This is a genomic window from Acinetobacter tianfuensis, from assembly GCF_003611465.1.
GTDB classification, from domain to species: Bacteria; Pseudomonadota; Gammaproteobacteria; order Pseudomonadales; family Moraxellaceae; genus Acinetobacter; species Acinetobacter tianfuensis.
This window is the reverse complement of record NZ_RAXV01000029.1, coordinates 1-18,124: the sequence shown is the minus strand read 5'-3', so window position 1 is coordinate 18,124 and position 18,124 is coordinate 1. Positions and strand designations below refer to the sequence as shown.

General features: G+C 42.0%; 20 protein-coding genes. 14 read left to right on the top strand and 6 right to left on the bottom strand.

The window, feature by feature from the left end; genetic code table 11:
• Positions 1 to 15: 15 nt before the first annotated feature.
• The 7 genes from mdcA to D7V32_RS12585 are packed head-to-tail and all read left to right on the top strand — an operon-like array spanning position 16 to position 6,039.
• Positions 16 to 1,671, top strand: a complete 1,656-nt coding sequence (mdcA, locus tag D7V32_RS12615; protein ID WP_120403211.1) for a malonate decarboxylase subunit alpha — start codon at positions 16 to 18, stop codon at positions 1,669 to 1,671.
• Positions 1,672 to 1,676: 5 nt separating this feature from the next.
• Positions 1,677 to 1,985, top strand: coding sequence for a malonate decarboxylase acyl carrier protein (mdcC, locus tag D7V32_RS12610; protein ID WP_120403210.1), 309 nt, complete (start codon positions 1,677 to 1,679; stop codon positions 1,983 to 1,985).
• Positions 1,986 to 1,988: 3 nt separating this feature from the next.
• Positions 1,989 to 2,876 (top strand): biotin-independent malonate decarboxylase subunit beta, encoded by an 888-nt coding sequence (locus D7V32_RS12605; protein WP_120403209.1) that lies wholly within the window; start codon positions 1,989 to 1,991, stop codon positions 2,874 to 2,876.
• 4 nt (positions 2,877 to 2,880) lie between these two features.
• Complete coding sequence (gene mdcE, locus D7V32_RS12600; RefSeq protein ID WP_120403208.1) at positions 2,881 to 3,597, top strand: biotin-independent malonate decarboxylase subunit gamma; 717 nt, start codon at positions 2,881 to 2,883, stop codon at positions 3,595 to 3,597.
• Between the two features lie 10 nt (positions 3,598 to 3,607).
• Positions 3,608 to 4,288: a malonate decarboxylase holo-[acyl-carrier-protein] synthase gene (gene mdcG, locus D7V32_RS12595; protein WP_120403207.1), complete on the top strand. Its 681-nt coding sequence runs from the start codon at positions 3,608 to 3,610 to the stop codon at positions 4,286 to 4,288.
• Complete coding sequence (mdcB, locus tag D7V32_RS12590; protein WP_228200216.1) at positions 4,272 to 5,144, top strand: triphosphoribosyl-dephospho-CoA synthase MdcB; 873 nt, start codon at positions 4,272 to 4,274, stop codon at positions 5,142 to 5,144. The genes mdcG and mdcB overlap by 17 nt, the downstream gene beginning before the upstream one ends.
• Positions 5,122 to 6,039: an acyltransferase domain-containing protein gene (locus D7V32_RS12585; protein WP_120403205.1), complete on the top strand. Its 918-nt coding sequence runs from the start codon at positions 5,122 to 5,124 to the stop codon at positions 6,037 to 6,039. Before mdcB ends, D7V32_RS12585 begins: the two co-directional genes overlap by 23 nt.
• Positions 6,040 to 6,167: 128 nt before the next feature.
• Here D7V32_RS12585 and D7V32_RS12580 read toward each other — a convergent pair whose 3' ends face one another.
• Entirely contained in the window at positions 6,168 to 6,503 is a 336-nt protein-coding gene (locus D7V32_RS12580) for a gamma-glutamylcyclotransferase family protein (protein ID WP_120403204.1), read from the bottom strand.
• A gap of 13 nt (positions 6,504 to 6,516) precedes the next feature.
• Entirely contained in the window at positions 6,517 to 7,770 is a 1,254-nt protein-coding gene (locus D7V32_RS12575; RefSeq protein WP_120403203.1) for an MFS transporter, read from the bottom strand.
• 96 nt (positions 7,771 to 7,866) lie between these two features.
• Here D7V32_RS12575 and D7V32_RS12570 point away from each other — a divergent pair, with 96 nt between their 5' ends.
• A complete protein-coding gene (locus D7V32_RS12570) occupies positions 7,867 to 8,760 on the top strand; it encodes a LysR family transcriptional regulator (RefSeq protein WP_120403202.1) in 894 nt (297 codons plus the stop codon).
• 85 nt (positions 8,761 to 8,845) lie between these two features.
• Here D7V32_RS12570 and D7V32_RS12565 read toward each other — a convergent pair whose 3' ends face one another.
• The gene (locus tag D7V32_RS12565; RefSeq protein ID WP_120403201.1) at positions 8,846 to 9,385 is read right to left on the bottom strand and encodes a serine O-acetyltransferase; all 540 of its coding nucleotides are present in this window, start codon (positions 9,383 to 9,385) and stop codon (positions 8,846 to 8,848) included.
• Positions 9,386 to 9,898: 513 nt separating this feature from the next.
• On the opposite strand from D7V32_RS12565, the gene D7V32_RS12560 reads away from it, so the two are divergent.
• Complete coding sequence (locus D7V32_RS12560; protein ID WP_120403200.1) at positions 9,899 to 10,126, top strand: hypothetical protein; 228 nt, start codon at positions 9,899 to 9,901, stop codon at positions 10,124 to 10,126.
• Positions 10,127 to 10,173: 47 nt separating this feature from the next.
• Here the strand turns inward: D7V32_RS12560 and D7V32_RS12555 are convergent, their stop codons facing one another.
• The 3 genes from D7V32_RS12555 to D7V32_RS12545 all read right to left on the bottom strand — a co-directional run bounded on the left by D7V32_RS12555 (position 10,174) and on the right by D7V32_RS12545 (position 12,143).
• Positions 10,174 to 10,527 (bottom strand): hypothetical protein, encoded by a 354-nt coding sequence (locus tag D7V32_RS12555; RefSeq protein ID WP_120403236.1) that lies wholly within the window; start codon positions 10,525 to 10,527, stop codon positions 10,174 to 10,176.
• A 204-nt stretch (positions 10,528 to 10,731) separates the two neighbouring features.
• Complete coding sequence (locus D7V32_RS12550; protein ID WP_120403199.1) at positions 10,732 to 11,346, bottom strand: hypothetical protein; 615 nt, start codon at positions 11,344 to 11,346, stop codon at positions 10,732 to 10,734.
• A 98-nt stretch (positions 11,347 to 11,444) separates the two neighbouring features.
• Entirely contained in the window at positions 11,445 to 12,143 is a 699-nt protein-coding gene (locus D7V32_RS12545; protein ID WP_120403235.1) for a DUF3820 family protein, read from the bottom strand.
• Between the two features lie 783 nt (positions 12,144 to 12,926).
• Here D7V32_RS12545 and glyA point away from each other — a divergent pair.
• The 5 genes from glyA (at position 12,927) to D7V32_RS12515 (ending at position 17,915) form a co-directional block, all read left to right on the top strand.
• A complete protein-coding gene (gene glyA, locus D7V32_RS12535; protein ID WP_120403197.1) occupies positions 12,927 to 14,180 on the top strand; it encodes a serine hydroxymethyltransferase in 1,254 nt (417 codons plus the stop codon).
• A gap of 151 nt (positions 14,181 to 14,331) precedes the next feature.
• Entirely contained in the window at positions 14,332 to 14,736 is a 405-nt protein-coding gene (gene rnk, locus D7V32_RS12530; RefSeq protein ID WP_120403196.1) for a nucleoside diphosphate kinase regulator, read from the top strand.
• Positions 14,737 to 15,027: 291 nt separating this feature from the next.
• Complete coding sequence (locus D7V32_RS12525) at positions 15,028 to 15,816, top strand: tellurium resistance protein (protein ID WP_120403195.1); 789 nt, start codon at positions 15,028 to 15,030, stop codon at positions 15,814 to 15,816.
• Between the two features lie 16 nt (positions 15,817 to 15,832).
• A complete protein-coding gene (locus tag D7V32_RS12520) occupies positions 15,833 to 16,960 on the top strand; it encodes a toxic anion resistance protein (protein ID WP_120403194.1) in 1,128 nt (375 codons plus the stop codon).
• 94 nt (positions 16,961 to 17,054) lie between these two features.
• Positions 17,055 to 17,915: a hypothetical protein gene (locus D7V32_RS12515; protein ID WP_120403234.1), complete on the top strand. Its 861-nt coding sequence runs from the start codon at positions 17,055 to 17,057 to the stop codon at positions 17,913 to 17,915.
• Positions 17,916 to 18,124: the final 209 nt, after the last annotated feature.

Genomic DNA, 18,124 nt, shown 5'->3' with positions numbered 1-18,124 from the left:
CATAAAGGTGACCCCATGAACCAAATGGTTAAAACGCGCTTATGGGATAAGCAGCGTACCCGTAGACAAGAAAAACTAAACCTTGCCAAAGAAAAAGGCTTTGCAAAACAAGTTGAGCATGCTCGGGTGATTGAACTTTTGGAAACGGTAATTTCCAGTGGTGATCGCGTTTGTTTGGAAGGTAATAACCAAAAGCAGGCCGACTTTTTGTCAAAGAGTTTAAGTCAGTGTAATCCAGAGGTGATTCATGACTTACATATTGTACAGTCGGTATTGGCTTTACCCAGTCATATTGATGTCTTTGAAAAAGGTATTGCCTCTAAGGTCGATTTTTCCTTTGCAGGCCCCCAAAGTTTACGTCTAGCACAATTGGTTCAGCAGCAGAAAATCAGTATTGGTTCGATCCATACTTACCTAGAGCTCTATGGGCGCTACTTTATTGATCTGACGCCAAATGTATGTTTAATCACGGCACATGCGGCCGACCGTGAAGGTAACCTCTATACAGGTGCGAATACCGAAGATACGCCCGCAATTATTGAAGCGACTGCATTTAAAAGCGGCATTGTGATTGTGCAGGTCAATGAAATTGTCGATAAGTTACCGCGTGTCGATGTACCTGCGGATTGGGTCGATTTTTATATTGAAAGTCCCAAGCACAATTATATAGAGCCGTTATTTACCCGTGATCCTGCACAAATTACCGAAGTGCAAATTTTAATGGCGATGATGGTCATTAAAGGCATCTATGCGCCGTATCAAATTCAACGTTTAAATCATGGTATTGGCTTTGATACCGCGGCAATTGAATTGTTACTGCCTACCTATGGGGTATCCTTAGGGCTAAAGGGACAGATTTGTACTAATTGGGCTTTGAATCCGCACCCGACTTTAATTCCAGCGATTGAAAGTGGATTTGTCGAATCGATTCATAGCTTTGGTTCTGAAGTGGGGATGGAAGATTATATTAAAGAACGTCCAGATGTGTTCTTTACAGGCAGTGACGGCAGCATGCGCTCTAATCGTGCTTTCAGTCAAACTGCAGGTTTATATGCCTGTGATCTCTTTATTGGTTCAACCTTGCAAATTGACTTACAGGGCAACAGTTCAACCGCAACTGTAGACCGTATTTCGGGTTTTGGCGGAGCGCCGAATATGGGTTCTGATCCGCATGGTCGTCGTCATGCCAGTTATGCCTATACCAAAGCAGGCCGTGAAGCAGTCGATGGCAAACTCATTAAAGGTCGCAAACTGGTAGTGCAACTGGTCGAAACGTACCGTGAACATATGCATCCCGTCTTTGTTGAAGAGTTAGATGCGTGGCAGTTGCAGGACAAAATGGAGAGCGAACTCCCGCCCATCATGATTTATGGGGAAGACGTGACCCATATTGTTACTGAAGAAGGTATTGCCAACTTGCTGTTATGCCGCACACCTGAAGAACGGGAACAAGCCATCCGTGGCGTGGCAGGTTATACCCCAGTGGGGATGCAGCGTGATGAGGCCAAAGTAGAAGAGTTACGCCAGCGCGGCATTATTCAACGTCCAGAAGATTTGGGTATCGATCCAACACAGGTCAGCCGTGATTTGTTAGCGGCAAAATCGGTGAAAGATTTAGTTAAATGGTCGGGTGGTTTATATAGTCCCCCAAGTCGCTTTAGAAACTGGTGATCGACATGGAAAAGTTAAAATTTGAATTGCAATCAGTACCGCTGAGCGCTGAACAAGCGGCGGTTATTTGTGGTGTGGTTGGTTCTGGAAATTTAGAAGTTTTGGTTTCACAGCATGATCAGGCGGATATTTGTCAGATTGAAGTCACGACATCAGCGGTCGGTTTTCAGCACGTTTGGCAGTCTGTACTGAATGAATTTGCACAACGTCATGCAGTAGCAGGGCTTAAATTTCAGTTAAATGATATGGGGGCGACCCCAGCGGTGGTGAACCTGCGCTTAAGCCAGGCAATATCTATGTTTAAGGGAGTATAGAACATGGATCAAGTGATGCTCAAAAATAGTTTTTATGAAAAAACCGCACGTGCGCGTATTCAAGCGGTCGTCGATGCTCAGAGTTTTAATGAAATACTCAAGCCGACTGAAATTGAAGCCAGCCCGCACCTGTCTGCTTTGGATATTCCGGGCAGTTTTGATGATGGCGTGATTATTGGTACAGCGCGTTTAAACGGAACACCAGTGCATATTATGGCTCAAGAAGGCCAGTTTATGGGGGGGGCTGTGGGTGAAATCCACGGGGCGAAAATTGTCGGTCTCTTACATAAAGCCATTCAAGATCAAGCGCAAGCAGTGCTATTTTTTGTCGACTCAGGTGGCGTGCGTTTGCATGAAGCCAATGCAGGTCTCATTGCCATTTCCGAAATTATGCGTGCCATGTTGCAGGTAAGAAATGCGGGCATTCCCATTATTACCGTGATTGGCGGCACCTGTGGTGCTTTCGGCGGGATGGGCATCAGTGCGTGTTTGAGCAGTGCCATCATCATGACGGAAGAAGGGCGTTTGGCACTGTCTGGGCCAGAAGTGATTGAAACAGTCAAAGGCGTAGAAGAGTTTGACTCGAAAGACCGTGCTCTGGTTTGGCGCGTTACAGGCGGTAAACATCGTTATTTACTGAACCATGTACAGGCTTTAGTTGAGGATGATATTGCCGATATTCGTGATGCAATTTTAACGCAGCTCGACGCTAAGACAGTTCCTTTAGACCTAGAACAATTATTGCAGCAACAGCAACAGCTTGAGCAGCAGTACCAACGCTGGTTTGGTAAAAATGACGGTTTACAAATTTGGCATGACATGGGAATTTCACAGCCAGAAAAAATTCCGATGCTGTCTGCCCATGAAGTTGTGTTGTTAAAGCAAGGATGAGCTCATGAATACAGAATTACTTTTACAACAGTTGTTTCCGCATCAACTGGATTATCAGATCGAAGGTTATGTGATTAAGGGAAATGCGCAGACGGACGCAGGCCCAGTGCGGATTCTCGGCACAGTCAATGCAGCACCCATCAATCAAGACATTGCCATTCAATTATCCTCAGAAATTTTGAAATTGGTACAACAAGGCAATAAAACTCCCGTGGTCTTTATTGTGGATACGCAAGGTCAAGATCTTTCCCGTGCGGATGAGTTATTGTGCTTAAACCGTACCTTCGCGCATTTGGCATCTTGTGTTGACCTACTGCGCAGAAGTGGACATGCCAATCTTGCCATTATTTTCGGTCAAGCGGTCAGTGGCGGCTTCCTTTCTTATGGCTTAATGGCAAACGAAGTTTATGCACTCAGTGATTCGCAAGTGAAAGTCATGGACTTAAATGCGATGGCACGGGTAACTAAAATTCCAGTCGAAAAGTTAAAAGAGTTGTCACAAAGCTCAGCTATTTTTGCTCCAGGGGCAGAAAACTTTTACAAAATGGGCGCAATCAATGCCATTTGGCCAGATTTGGAGACCGACTGGGTCAGTCAAGCATTATTCAATCAACAACAACATCTTGAGGTTTATCTGACAGATCAACGCCGTGTGGTGGGGCAGCAGCGTCAAGGGCGTGTGCTGTGTAATACCATTATTGAGAAAGTTGTCCACAGTTAAGGAAGCAGATATGGATCGTCATGACTTAGCTTATCTTTGTAATTCAGCAACCCTACATTTTTTAGATGTTTCTTTACCAGAAACGGTGAAACAAAAGGTGTATCAGTTGTTGAACCAACATATTCCAATGACCGTTTGTCGGCAGGAAGATGTGGATGTGGGACAAGTGAAGCTGGCGATCAACTGCTTGCTTGAGGGTTATAAATATCGTGTGGCGTGCTTAGTAGAGAAACACGAGATCGAGCAGATTACTCGACCGCTTTCTCTACAGGCTTTGTTAGAAGCTGACTCGCAGCTCCTACAACCTAAAGTGCTGAGTGATTTTGCAGATCATTTAGAACAATTGGGCTGCAAAGTGTATGTCTATGGCTCCTATGCGTATCAGTCCCTCACGCAGGAGATTTATGTCAGACCGACTTCAGACTTAGATGTGTTGTTGTATCCACAGCATCAACATGATGTACCGGAAATTTTACAGTTCATTCAACAAGTCCAAGCCCAGAGTTCTATCCGGTTAGATGGCGAGATTCAAATCCATCCAGACTGGCATGTGTCATTTAATGAGTTAATTGCGGTTTTTCCTGAAATGAACCAGCAAGTGATCGTAAAAGGAATTCAGCGTGTCGAGATGCTGAGATTAGAACAATTATTCGAAGGGAAACTGGAATATGCAGATGCTACAACCACATGAAGTTTTATGTCCAAGCATTATCACTGCTGCTGAAATTTTAGACCGTTTGGCATGTATGGCGTTATTGGATGAAGCCAGTTTAGAACATAAGCCCGGTTTGGTTTGTCCAAGTTCGCAGGGCAGTCATCGAGATATGGACTTTAGCTTGTTCCAATGTAGTGTGGATGCTTTACAGGGCTATTTTCAGGCGCAATGTTTGAATGGCTATCGTGATGTCAATTTTGAAGAGATTCGACAATGTGGCATTTTAGCTGAACAAAAAATGATGGCTGCAACTCAGCAGATCAATACCCATAAAGGGGCAATTTTTAATTTGGGTTTTGCCAGTGCTGCGGTAGGGCAATGTCTAGCAGATAATAGTCCCTTGAATGCAGGCTCAATCAGTCAAAAAATTCAAAGCACTTGGCAGAATGAACTGTTACATCATTTAGAGCGAAATCCCAACAGTCATGGGCAGCGCATGCGGAGTCAATATGGCATCACTGGGGCGATTGAAGAAGTGGCTTCAGGTTTTAAAACGGTGATGGATGTTGCCTTGCCAACGTATATCGACATTTATACCAGAACGGCCAATACACAGCAGGCTGCAATTCAGACCTTATTCAGTCTGATAGCTTATGTACAGGATACCAATATTGTTTGGCGCGGCGGTTTGTCAGCCTTATATATTGTGCAAGATCTCGCCAAGCAGTTTTTGGGCCGTGGCGGTGTGCTACAACACAATTGGATGCAAGATGTGGCTAAAGTGGAAGATTATTTCGTTCAGCATCGTTTAAGTCCGGGGGGCAGTGCCGATTTATTGGGAGTGACTTTGTTTATGCTGAAGGTGGAACATGAATTTTGCAATCATATTTAGTGGGCAAGGACTCCAAAACTTAGCGCATGTTCAAGAGCTGCTCAGCATGGCAGATGAGCTTCATGTATCAGATATTTTAAAGCAGCATTTGCCGCAACTTTTTTGTTCAGATTTAACCGAAGCAGACTTGTATGCGAATGAATTTGCACAGCCTTTTATTTTTGCTTTGCAATGGTGTCGTTGGCAAAAGTTAAAACCTGAGATTGAAGACCTTATGAGTTTCTCAGGCTATTCACTCGGAGAGTTAAGCGCACTCATTTGTGCAACGCAGATAGGTTTGGAGCAAGGTCTATATTTAGCCCAGCAGCGTGCCTCGCTGATGTCTTCAGCCACCCAGCATGCAAGTGGCTTAATGGCCGTTCAGGGCATCAATCTTAATATGCTTGAACCGTTGTTGACTGAAACCTCAACTGCACTTTCCATCAAACTGAGTGATAGTAGTTTTGTCGTGGGTGGGGCTGATACCAATTTACAGCAGCTGGCTCTGCAACTCGAATTGCGAGGAACACGTTTTGTTAAACGCTTAAATGTCACCATTGCATCGCATACCGCACGTATGGATACAGCGGTTCAGCCCTATCAGCAGGTTTTACAGCAGCAAGACTTTGCTGGTTTATGCACGGCCATGATTAGTGGTTCGGGTGGACATAAGTTTTTTAAGGCCACAGATGCCGTGAATGCTCTGATTCACCAAATGAATCATGCGATTGATTGGGATGCCTGTTTAAGTACAATACAAGAAAATCAGCCCGATGTCGTGTTAGAAATTGGGCCTGGAAGTGCATTAAGTAAAATGTTATTAGAACGTAATCCAAATTGTATCGTACGTGCGGTGGATGATTTTAAAAGTTGGTCTGGATTGCAGGCATGGTTAGAAAAACAGAACTTTGCATGAATTTGATAATGCATATCAAGGATTCAAAAATTAGCGGTATTTGAATATTAGGAAATAACATTCAAATACCGCATAAGTTTCCGATGCATGCGCAACATTTATACGCTAACGATATGATGTCATGCTGTTTATGTATTTGAGTTTAACGCATAGACATAGGCCTGTTGTATTTGCCCATTATCTAAAGTAACTTCAGTGAAAACACGCTGATATTCACTTCCTTCAAATTCATCCAAGCTGTTCCACAGCGTATCTAATTGCTCTGAACTAAATATATATCCATCAACAGCTGGTCCATCTGGGCTCAGCATTAGCCCAGGAAAGCCAATTTCTGCTCCCCAACCTGCTTCCTTAAGCAAACCTTTCACAGAGCCTTTGCTCCATGTGCCGCCAATCGCTTCTAAAATATGAGCATTGGGTTTATTGGGGCCTAAGGTGCCGTAGACAAATAAGTGTTGCTGCATGGTGTAAATATTCCTAATGGGTAACAGATGGAGAACGAAGCGGTTTTATTGAAAAAATAACGATGAGTGCAATTAGAATCAGAAAAATATTTAAGATAACGATGCCATTCCAGCCATGGCTTTGCCAGATATTTCCGCCATACGCACCCACAATGCTTGAGCCCAAATAATAAAAAAGCAGATACAAGGAAGTGGCATGACCTTTATTGGATGTCGCGAGTTCTCCAACACGACTGCTGGCAATGGCATGGGCAATAAAAAAGCCGGTGGTCACACAGCCAATACCAAGAATAATCAAAAATAACGAGGCAGAAAGGGTAAGCAGCACACCTAAGAGCATGCACAAAAAGCCCAAAATCATTACCTGTTTTTTGCCTATTCGGTCTGCAATATGGCCTGCAATCGAAGAGGAAATAATACCCAAACTATAAGATAAAAAGATCAGGCTAATCTGGGTTTGGCTTAAATGATAGGGTGCTGCAAAGAGCCTGAAGGTCACATAGTTAAACAGCGTGACAAATACACTGGTGAGTAAAAAGCCAATCCCATAGATTTTTAGCAGCCGTGTATGGCTTAAGTGTACATACCATGCATGAAGATGGAACTTAAAAGAGAGACCTTGCTGGGCAATGAAATTTCGTGAATTGGGTAAGAGTTTCAAAAAACCAAACGCGCAGAACAGGCAGATGCCGCCGAGAATGGCCATGGAAATACGCCATGAGAAAAACTCGGTCAAAATGCCCATGCCAACACGTCCCATCATGCCGCCAAATGCTGTGCCTGCAATATACAGTCCCATGGTTTTACTTAAGTTTTTTGGACTAATTTCTTCTGCAATCCAAGCCATGGCAACAGCGGGAACTCCGCCTAGGACAAAACCTTCTAAGCTTCTTGAAACCATGAGCACATGCCAGCTCGGTGAAACCGCGCATACCACATTGAGTATAGAAGCCAAAAGCATAGAGAAAAACATGAGGCCTTTTCTGCCCAATGTTTGTGAAAAGGCACTAGATAGCACGATCGACATGGCCAAAAAGCCTGTAGTTAACGACAGTGCTAGCGCGCTTGCACTGGGTGCAATATGGAAACTCTGACTTAAATTGGGCAGTAATGGCTGTACGCAATAGATCAGTGAAAAACTGGCAAAGCCCAACAAAAACAGCGCCATGCCCGCTCTTTTATATTCAACTGTACCTTGGCTGATGGTCTGTGGAATCGGCTGCTGAGGGGTAGACCAATCTGCTTCTAGTGAAGAGCTCAGTTTCATAATTTGGCGGATTTAAAATGGAGAGAAGCTGTATTTTAAGAACTGCACGCATATATGTATAATATATATAAATCAATAATGGTATAGATTTAATATATGGAGCTGCGCAATATTCAATATTTTATTGCTATCGCGGAAGAGCAAAGTTTCTCTAAAGCAGCTTTGCGTCTTGGCATAAGTCAGCCGCCGTTGAGTATGCAAATTAAAAAATTGGAAAGAGAAATCGGTGTAGAACTTTTTTATCGCTATTCGCATGGTGTAGCTCTGACACCAGCAGGGGAAACTTTTCTTAAAATGGTTTTGCCTGTTCAGAACCAACTGAAAAATGCGGTGAAATTGACCCAAAGTACGGCCAATGGCGAGTTGGGAGAACTGCGGCTTGGCTTTACAGGCACCTCAATTTTAAACTCTTTAATTCCGACAGCCATTCAAGCATTTCAACAGCAATATCCTCAGGTGAATTTGGTATTAAAAGAAGCCAATTCTTTGATTTTGATTGAGAGTTTATTGAATAATGAATTAGACATTGCGATTGTGCGGCCGCCTGCGCAGTATCCTAAAGCCATTACGATTCGGAATTTGATCGATGAAAAATTGATTGCTGCCTTGCCGATTCAATATCCCGCAGAAGATGAGGTGATAGATTTGGCAGAATTTAAGTATGAGAGCTTCATTGTCTCTCCACCAGAGGTGAGTGCAGGGCTGTATGCCGCGATTTTAAATAGCTGCCAACAGCATGGTTTTACGCCTAAAATTGGACAGCAAGCCCCTCAGATTGTTTCAATTTTATCGTTGGTTGCGGCAAATTTGGGCATTTCTTTGGTGCCTGAGTCTACCCAACAGCTCAAAATTGAAGGGATTAAATATAAATACCTGAAGAATAAGACCGCGACGATTGGACTCGGTATTGCGTTCAAGGCAGATTTGCATAGCCAGCCTGCCATCAATTTTTCCAGCCTATTGAATAGTATTGTGAGGCAGCATCATTGAAATGGTTCGCTGTAATTCACTTTATGCAGGTTTTCATATCGTTTTTTAATGATAAGTTGATACAGCAAAACTGAATTAAAACTGATCACGCAACTGGCCAGCGCCGATTAACGGATGTTCCAGCATTATTGAAGTGAATGACTTTTGCATAGTTTCCGACAGCAGTGGCATTTTCAGGAATGTCTTTTGTGACTACGCTGCCGGCGCCAATCGTTGCGTTATTGCCAATTTTTACATCATCAATGATGCAGACACTGGGGCCAATATAAACATTGTCGCCAATCATCGCCGCTTGTTTGCCGCCATTTGCGCCGATAGTTGTGAATTGAGACAAATTAACATTGTTGCCAATAATGGTTGTGGGATTGACAACTAAAGGACCGCCGTGACCGATATATAAACCATAGCCAATTTGAGTTGAGCAGTGAATGTCGATGCTGTATTTCTTTTTCTTATAATAAAAAATAGGGTAGGCAATTTTCCGCCAAGGTGATTGCGGGCTTGCAAGCCGCAGCCAGACACTGAAATTAAAACCGCGGTTAAACAAATAGTTTTTTATAAATGACTTGATGCTGGTGCTGCCGCAGTAGCGGTAAAGATCACTTAAAATAAGTTTGGATAACATGGTTAAATCCAGAAAGAGATATCAATAGATAAGACAGCAGCAAAGTCTGCGTATTTATTATAGTAAAAAATTGGCAAGTAATTGTTCTCTTAAAATGAAAAGAAAGCAATTGGTGTTTATTTGTACAAATGTGTGGAAATGTCACGGCTGCTTGCCAGCAGGAGGCAGCAGGCATATATTGAAACTACAGTAGGTCGAAGTGGTTAAGTAGACGCTACGAAGCAGTTGGACGGATCAATGACAGCTCGTTTTGAGTTTGATTCATCAAACAATACAATCAGCACTAGCCTTCCAACATAAAGCCCGCCATTGAGCGGGCTTTCTTATTTTGACTTGTCAGTACACTTTTTCGGTTAAATTGTCATACAGTTTTTCAAAATTTTACGTATTTATCTGATATATCATTTGTTTACTAAAAACTTACAATGCCAAAAAATCTAACATTTACAAAGTGCCTGATTTTTTCTGCATGTGATATAAAAAACGTAGTTTATTAGAAGCAGGATAAAGAAAATGACAAAAATGATTGATATTAAGGTGAAGGATCAGCACAGTCAGGTGATTGATGCGAAAGCAGTTTTAAGCGCATTTTTGGAACAAGGCGAAAAAACGGCTGCAGAAACAGATCTAACAAAATATATTGAACATATTGTAGTGGATGGTGAGATTATTCAGCCAAGTATTGAAATGCTGTTTGAGAGTCAGCACTCATCCAATATTTATAAAATTATTCAGGCCTAATAAAAAAACTCACCTAAGGGTGAGTTTTTTTATGCGCTGTCATGTAATTAAGATGTCTGCTTCAGGCGGACACAGACATCATAGCGTTCAAATTCATTTTGTACGCTTTGTAAAATCTGCTGTGCTTCTTGGCTTGCAGGTGAAAAATTAACTTCTGTATTTTGTGCGCTGTTAAAGCACTCAATCGTTTCAATGCGCCATGTATTTTCAAGGCTGGTTTTGCAAATCATAATACGGCGGGGCTGCAATTCGCCATTTGCTTGACGGGGCAAAACATAAGTAATAGCCAGTTGAATATTTTCCAGCTCTTCTTTAGGGCTTAAAAAAGTAATAACCCAATTGCCCACTTTGCTTAATTGCATCGGGTTATCAAAGGCATCAAACTCTAAAAAATAAGACATATTGCAGCTCCGAAATAACAGCGCCATCATTGGGCAAGTCCATTATTTTTACCAGTGAAATATAGTCTTATACTTTTAGAATCATTAAGTTTTTATTCAGTTCTCACTTGTTATGCTCATTATAAAACAAGCACTTAATTACAATTGTGTGTTCTTTTAAACTTTATTTAAGCGCTTTTTTGAATGAGTTAAAATAAAAAAGCTCTAAGCATATTGTCGATGCTGCATATGATTAAGGCTGAAATTGATATGCTGCAGGGTCTGATTCAGCTGCATATGTGAAATGCGGGATTCCTGTAAATGTGTAATCCATTGCATTTGGCAAGATTTCAGTTCAGCGGCGCAGCTGCTTTGGCTAATTTTTTCAATCAGTGATTTGGCCATCAGTCCGCAGTATTGCTGCAAATGCTGAATCATCAGCTGCTGCAATGACTCTATATCAAGTGCGCTATATGAATCTGGCAGTTCATTTGCTGGAGCTGTTTTTAAATGATCTGCAGCTGCAGTGTTTTGCAGTTCTTTAAATTCAATACTTACAGATGCAGGCCGCTGATCACGATGAGTTTCTGGAGCGAGAGGTGTATTTTTATGTTCTGAAACAGCCTTTATAGCGGTATTTTGCATTTGTGCGATTAAACCTAAATCCAGCAGCTGCTGAAGCAACTCAATATTGGCTAGACGCTGTTTTTGATCATGGCGCATGGCATTGAAATCATCAGAACCGATAAGAATTAAAAGCCTGCGCTGTTTGGCATTCAGCGTAATATTTCGATGCTGAAGTGTGTGCAAACCCAGTTCAGTTTTATAAAAATGATTCATGCCTTAATTTATCCCCCAATAAATTAAGGCTGATCTTATTATATGAAAATTACAGTGAAATGACATTTTTATGACAGTCCAGACTGCAACACTCTATTTTAGAGTGTTGTAATTGCAGTATTTTCTAGAGCTTTACGCAAATAAGGGTCTAAGTCTTCCTGACGCAGCAGCCATTGAACATAGTCCGCAGGCAAGTCAGCAATAGCTGTGCCGCGGTGTTTGCCAAAATTGATGCTGCGGGGAATGCGCGCATCTTCAGAAGCTTCAAATAGAGACTCCATAGAGCCGATATTCAGCTGGTGCACAATGTGCATCAAAATATTAGCAGTCAAAATAATATCCATGTCAGCACGGTGTGCTTTGCGGATCATTTCGCGGGCTTTTGCGCTGCCTTTGCTGATCATATAAATCAGCGCAGAAATGTTATGCGCTTCGGCATCTGGCCAGACGCGGCGGGCTAGAGCAAGGGTGCAAATGGCTTTAATTTTAGAGCTGTCCACTCCGCATTTTTCTAAAGCGCGAATGTCATAGTCAATATTGTGGCCAATAATATAAACCGTGTCATTGGGCAAGCTGAAACTGCTGTAATGCGGCATGCCTTCAAGGTCAGACTCTAAAATATGATGCACAGCCATCGCTGCAAATGAAATTGGCTCATCTACGGTATACAGCTGATCAAAAACTTTGCTTTTATCTAGAATTAATTTTCCATTTTGAATTTCGATAGGCGCGTAAGCAATCTCAATGGGCTGGCCATTTAAAGTATGTGTTTCTGTATCAAGAATAATGGCCTGCATGCCTAAATCCAAAAGCAAAATGAATAAACCTAAATTTACCATCTGAAGAAGTAGGCTGACAAATTTAAGGGCTTTAAATCTGTGAAGATTGGGATTTAGTTGTTGAAAATATCGCTAAATGGTCTTTTTCTAGCTCTTCTGCAGAAATTAGCGCTTTATATAGAAATAGAGGCAGGCCATCTCTGTGCCGATCATTTTAAAAGGTTGAGTGCCGGCATGGTATTCAAAAATCGCACGGGGCATTTTATCTTAATCTAAAATAATAAATTTTAGCTGCTTAATCGCAATATCATATTCTGGAAAAGTTTGTTTCAGCAGCTTTAAGAATACGCTTTGATTGGCGCTTAATGCATTCAGTTCACGAATTCGGCTGCTGTCTGACGGATGGATGCATGCTTTTTAAATACAATTTTTGCTGCTGGGAGAGAGGCTGGGTGAATCTGCGGATATTTGTTTTTTTGCAGCTGGGTTTTGTACCCCCGAAACAAGTACCTCAATGCAAAACTTAGAAGCAAGCAAAAAAGCATTTCCATCGTGTAAATTCGCCAATTTAAGTGTCAAGCTAAAATGTACATAAATAAAATAGCAAAAAGTGCCAAGAACGAAATCTCTATTTTTAATTCAATTATTTGATTTGACTAAAATTCATATAATTTTATCTGAACTGGGTAAAATTTAATAACAAACTGAGAAAAGTACTCTCTCGGATTTTTAAACTTCGTGCTACAATACGCGCCAATCTTAGCACGGCTTAAAAGCCCTACATTTCATAGGACCTCGCTAATGTTTGCCAACATTTCAATTGCTCAATTTGACCCAGAATTAGCTCAAGCGATCACTCAAGAAGATGCGCGCCAAGAAGCTCATATTGAGCTTATCGCTTCTGAAAACTACTGCTCGCCAGCAGTAATGGAAGCTCAAGGTTCAAAACTTACAAACAAATATGCAGAAGGCTACCCAGGCAAACGCTACTACGGCGGATGCGAATATGTAGACGTTATTGAACAGTTAGCAATTGACCGTGCTAAAGAGCTTTTCGGCGCTGACTACGCAAACGTACAGCCGCACGCTGGTTCACAAGCAAACTCTGCAGTATATCTAGCGCTTCTTAACCCAGGCGATACAGTTTTGGGTATGAGCCTTGCTCACGGCGGTCACTTGACTCACGGTGCAAAAGTTAGCTTCTCTGGCAAAACATATAATGCAATTCAATACGGTTTAAACCCTGAAACTGGCGAAATCGACTATGAAGAAGTTGAACGTCTAGCAGAAGAACACAAGCCAAAAATGATCGTTGCAGGTTTCTCTGCGTACAGCCAAATTGTTGACTGGCAGCGTTTCCGTGACATCGCGGACAAAGTTGGCGCTTACCTATTTGTAGACATGGCGCATGTTGCTGGTCTAGTAGCAGCTGGTGTTTACCCAAGCCCAGTTCAAATTGCTGACGTTACAACAACGACTACGCATAAAACGCTTCGTGGCCCGCGTTCAGGTTTAATCCTTGCGAAAGCAAACGAAGAAATTGAGAAAAAATTACAATCAGCTGTATTCCCAGGCAACCAAGGCGGTCCATTGGTTCACGCTGTAGCGGCTAAAGCAATTTGCTTTAAAGAAGCAATGGCTCCTGAATACAAAGCTTACCAAGAGCAAGTTGTTAAGAACGCTCAAGCAATGGCTGAAGTGCTTATTGCACGCGGTTATGACGTTGTTTCTGGCGGTACGAAAAACCACTTGTTCTTATTGTCTCTAATCAAACAAGACATCACAGGTAAAGAAGCAGATGCTTGGTTAGGCGCAGCTCACATTACTGTGAACAAAAACTCTGTACCAAACGATCCACGTTCTCCATTTGTCACTTCTGGTATTCGTATTGGTACACCTGCTGTGACAACTCGCGGTTTTGGTGAAGCTGAAGTACGTGACTTGGCTGGCTGGATTGCTGACATCTTAGATGCTAAAGGCGATGAAGCAGTGATCAATACTGTAAAAGCTAAGGTTGAAACTGTATGCGCTAAATTCCCAGTTTACGCAAACTAAGTTCTACTTGAGAAAAGCTCCCTCAAGGGAGCTTTTTTTATGGACCTAAAAAAGTATTCGTTCACCGCTTTGTATAAAGGTCTGTTATAACAGTGTTAAAGCAATAATAACTTGAATATGACATCACGATAGGTTTAGGAGAGCTTTGATTATGAATAAACCGCAAATTATTATTTCTGAACAGGATTTACAGCGTTTAGAAACAATGCTTGAACATCAGGCGGTATTGACGCCAACGATGCAGCATTTGGAAGATGAGTTGGCGCGAGCTGAGGTTGTGAAGCCGCAAGACGTTCCTGCTAATGTTGTCAGTATGAATGCAAAAGCAATGATTACTATTGCGCCTTCGACAGAGTCTGTGGAAATCACGCTGGTTTATCCGCATGACTTCAAGGGCGAAAAGGGACAAGTCAATGTTATTGCTCCAATTGGCGCAGCGATTCTGGGTCTGGCTGAAGGGCAATGCATAGAGTGGCCTCAGCCTGATGGCCACATTATGAAAGTTACAATTGAGAAAGTGCTTTTCCAGCCAGAACGTGAAGGGAATTATCTCTAATAGGATTTACAGATTTCTGTATAGCGTCCAGTGTTTAGAGTTAAAATCAAGCCATCTGCTCAGATGGCTTTTTTATTGAAGTCAATCTAGAAAAGCGTCTTTGCAAAAGTGTCTGGTAAGCCTAGTTTTTAGGGCGGTCTAATGTACAGATAAAACCATCAGCTGAATTAAAAATTTTGAAATATGGCATGCAGTACATTTTTATTTGCAAAAAACTACAAGAACGTTTGAGATATAGAAGTAGTATAAATTGAACTGTATAAAAATGATTTTATTGGGTTTAATGCCATTATGTCTCAAGCTTATGCACTTGCGCCTTTGCATGAAATTGAAGTCAGTACTGCGGATGTACTGTCCATCAAGCGCAATGATTTGGTTCCGCTGCTGAATGATCAATATAAACTGAATCATTTTGCGGATCAGCTTGTACAAGCGCAAGCGGTGCTGCTGCAGGGAATTGACCCTAAGCTGACGCAGCGTTTAAGCCAGAATATTGAAGAGCTTATTCGGCAGCTGTCGGTGTCTAAAAAGTATATTCGAAATCGTAAATTTAATGCTTTACAGCGCTGGATGGGGATAGATGTAGAATTTGGCGCAAAGCAAATTGCTTATTACCGTAATTTAGACCGTTTGCTGGAGCAGACGCATAGTTTGAGTCAGCAGCTGCAAGTTGAAATTCAAAAGTCTCAGTCCCGGTTTAATCAGCTCAGCGGCTTGCGTGAGCAAATGGCGCTGCATATTCGTGCTGCAGATGAGTTTTTAAATGAGTATCCGAGCTTTACGCAGCAGCATCCGCTGGATCATTTTGCTGAACGTCTGGCAAAGAAGACGCATAGTTTGAGAACTGTACAAGCCAGCAATGACATTGCTATTGCACAGATGCAGCTGTCTCAGCAGCTGACATTTTCATTGCTTGACCGTTTTAAAGAAGCGCAGCAGGTGCTTATACCTGCCTGGAAATATCATGTACAGCAAAGCCAACAGAGTGCTTCTGCTGCTTCATTGGCGAAGCTGGACAGCAGCCGTGAAAGCTTAATTCAAACTTTAAAAAAATCTTTAGAAAACTCTTCTAAAGCATGATCAGTATAGGTGTGTTATGACGCAGCAAGAACAGATGCCTTTGACAGATGTGCAAGATCAAGTGCCTAGTGAACAAACATTCCAGGCGCTGGATTTAAAAACTATTGGTTTGCAGCCTGAAGATTATCATGAGGTTTTGGAAGCGCACAAAGAGCTGGCGGATCTGACTCAAAGCGCCGTTGCTGAATACGGCAAAAACATTGCGGTGAAAACTTCCAGCTATACAGATGAACTGCTGGATTTAGTCCAAAACAAAGACTTGGATGTTACTGGGCAAAAACTGACGCAAGTGGTGCAGACAGCGCAGCAGCTGAATACGGGCAGTATTTTGAATCCAGCGAAAAGCAGCGGCTTCTTAGGCAGTCTTTTCAGTAAAATTAAAGGCACAAAGAAAAGTTTTGATGTGCATTTTAATACAGCTAAAGAGCAAATTGATGCGCTGGTGCATGAGGTTGAAAGTTCGCAAAATGGGCTAAGAGCGCGTGTTGATACGCTAGAGAAAATGTTTGGCGGCGTACAGGATAAATATAAGCAGCTGGCTGTATATGTAGCAGCCGGTAAACTGAAAGAGCAGGAAATACAGCGTAAAATTTCACAGCTTTCTGCAATGGAGCAAGATCAGCAGACGACACAGCAAATTTATGACTTGAATCATTTAGCCAATAATTTAGAAAAACGCATCAGTGATTTACAGATATTGCAGCAGTCCGCCATGCAGACTTTGCCGATGATTCGGATTATTCAGTCCAATAATTTGATGCTGGTGGATAAATTTTATGCCATTAAAAATATCACTTTGCCTGCATGGAAAAATCAGATCAGTTTGGCGATTTCGCTGCAAGAGCAAAAGAACAGCGTACAGCTGGCAAATACGATAGATGATGCAACCAATGATTTGCTGAAACGCAATGCTGATTTGCTGCATCAGAACTCTGTAGATACTGCACGGGCCAATCAGCGCTCAGTGATTGATATAGAAACGCTTGAACATGTGCAGAACACACTCATTAAAACTGTAAATGATGTGATTCAAATACAGAAAGAGGGCGTGCAAAAACGTGATGAAGCCCGAACACGGCTGCAGGCATTGCAGGAAGACTTAAAACATTTAGTGCTTGAGTCGAACAGCACTAAGCCGAATTAAAACTGGTGATTGTATCTGCATTTAATAAGAGGAGCACTTTGTGTCATTAGAGGAATTTGCCATCAAGCCTCAGCAGCTGGAGTCTGGCCTGAAAATGCTAAAAGCGCGTCAGCGGAATTTGATGCTGCTGGGAGTTGCTTCAGCAGTGCTGATGACCAGTTCTGCTGCAGCCTTGTATGTACAGCAAGATTTTGTCTATGGATTTTTTGGATTAACTTTGAATACGGAGCAGCTGCATTTACCCAGCAGCGCCGATGCTGCATTTGCTTTTTTAGGCCAGCAGAAAGATTATTTCTTTAGTTTATTCGCATGGTTTGGCTGGCTGTTCCTTAAGCTGTTTTGTTCATTTTTTGGCGCTTTTATTGCGGTACATATTTTAAAGAAAATACATTTTTTCTATGTGCGCTTTCAGTCCTTTGTTTTGAAATTTGTCGGCTGGCTGCTGTCTTTTCTGCTCATTTGGGGCGGTTTAACCTATGTGCAGCATGATACGAGTGCAGATCAAGGGAAGGAGTATCAGCAGCTGGTACATTATGATCAGCGGATACAAGAAAGCGAAATTGCTCAAATCTTGGCTCAAGAGCCTATGGCTAAGCCAGTTAAAGACTATTTGCTGGCGCAAACTGCGCTGCTGCATAAACCTGCAGATAAAGCCGCTGCAATTCCGCATGTACAGGCTTTAATGCAAGCCGAGCAGTATGATCCAAACTTTTTTTCTTATGGTTTTAAGCCTGAGCAAATGTGGACTTTGCAGCACCAGCTGTTTGAAAAATCTCTAACGCCCATGGCGAAAAGTGTGAATAAGCAAGCGCTGCAAGCTAAAAGATTGAATCAGGCCGTACGCTGGGTACTGTTGTTTGCATTGGCGCTTACTGCTTTAATGTGTCTATTTTTATTTACTGCTGCATCGCGTATCAAGCAGCGCGTACAGCGTATAGAACAGCATATCTATTGAAACTATAAACATGAAAATTCACATTTAATTGTGAATTTTCATGTTTTCATCACACTTCCCTTGATAAATAAAAAAAAGACCTTATTTATAAGGTATTGTTATTCATTTGTTTTTTAATTTAAATTCAAATATTCGATTGATGTTATAAAAACAAACTGTTTTACCAATGTTTGTTAAGCTTTTACTATCAATTCATCAAATAGATTAGA

Bases quoted from the DNA above. Each gene is read 5' to 3' on its own strand.
- mdcA (WP_120403211.1), top strand. From the start codon at position 16: ATGAACCAAATGGTTAAAACGCGCTTATGGGATAAGCAGCGTACCCGT.
- mdcC (WP_120403210.1), top strand. From the start codon at position 1,677: ATGGAAAAGTTAAAATTTGAATTGCAATCAGTACCGCTGAGCGCTGAA.
- D7V32_RS12605 (WP_120403209.1), top strand. From the start codon at position 1,989: ATGGATCAAGTGATGCTCAAAAATAGTTTTTATGAAAAAACCGCACGT.
- mdcE (WP_120403208.1), top strand. From the start codon at position 2,881: ATGAATACAGAATTACTTTTACAACAGTTGTTTCCGCATCAACTGGAT.
- mdcG (WP_120403207.1), top strand. From the start codon at position 3,608: ATGGATCGTCATGACTTAGCTTATCTTTGTAATTCAGCAACCCTACAT.
- mdcB (WP_228200216.1), top strand. From the start codon at position 4,272: ATGCTACAACCACATGAAGTTTTATGTCCAAGCATTATCACTGCTGCT.
- D7V32_RS12585 (WP_120403205.1), top strand. From the start codon at position 5,122: ATGAATTTTGCAATCATATTTAGTGGGCAAGGACTCCAAAACTTAGCG.
- D7V32_RS12580 (WP_120403204.1), bottom strand. From the start codon at position 6,503: ATGCAGCAACACTTATTTGTCTACGGCACCTTAGGCCCCAATAAACCC.
- D7V32_RS12575 (WP_120403203.1), bottom strand. From the start codon at position 7,770: ATGAAACTGAGCTCTTCACTAGAAGCAGATTGGTCTACCCCTCAGCAG.
- D7V32_RS12570 (WP_120403202.1), top strand. From the start codon at position 7,867: ATGGAGCTGCGCAATATTCAATATTTTATTGCTATCGCGGAAGAGCAA.
- D7V32_RS12565 (WP_120403201.1), bottom strand. From the start codon at position 9,385: ATGTTATCCAAACTTATTTTAAGTGATCTTTACCGCTACTGCGGCAGC.
- D7V32_RS12560 (WP_120403200.1), top strand. From the start codon at position 9,899: ATGACAAAAATGATTGATATTAAGGTGAAGGATCAGCACAGTCAGGTG.
- D7V32_RS12555 (WP_120403236.1), bottom strand. From the start codon at position 10,527: ATGTCTTATTTTTTAGAGTTTGATGCCTTTGATAACCCGATGCAATTA.
- D7V32_RS12550 (WP_120403199.1), bottom strand. From the start codon at position 11,346: ATGAATCATTTTTATAAAACTGAACTGGGTTTGCACACACTTCAGCAT.
- D7V32_RS12545 (WP_120403235.1), bottom strand. From the start codon at position 12,143: ATGCAGGCCATTATTCTTGATACAGAAACACATACTTTAAATGGCCAG.
- glyA (WP_120403197.1), top strand. From the start codon at position 12,927: ATGTTTGCCAACATTTCAATTGCTCAATTTGACCCAGAATTAGCTCAA.
- rnk (WP_120403196.1), top strand. From the start codon at position 14,332: ATGAATAAACCGCAAATTATTATTTCTGAACAGGATTTACAGCGTTTA.
- D7V32_RS12525 (WP_120403195.1), top strand. From the start codon at position 15,028: ATGTCTCAAGCTTATGCACTTGCGCCTTTGCATGAAATTGAAGTCAGT.
- D7V32_RS12520 (WP_120403194.1), top strand. From the start codon at position 15,833: ATGACGCAGCAAGAACAGATGCCTTTGACAGATGTGCAAGATCAAGTG.
- D7V32_RS12515 (WP_120403234.1), top strand. From the start codon at position 17,055: ATGCTAAAAGCGCGTCAGCGGAATTTGATGCTGCTGGGAGTTGCTTCA.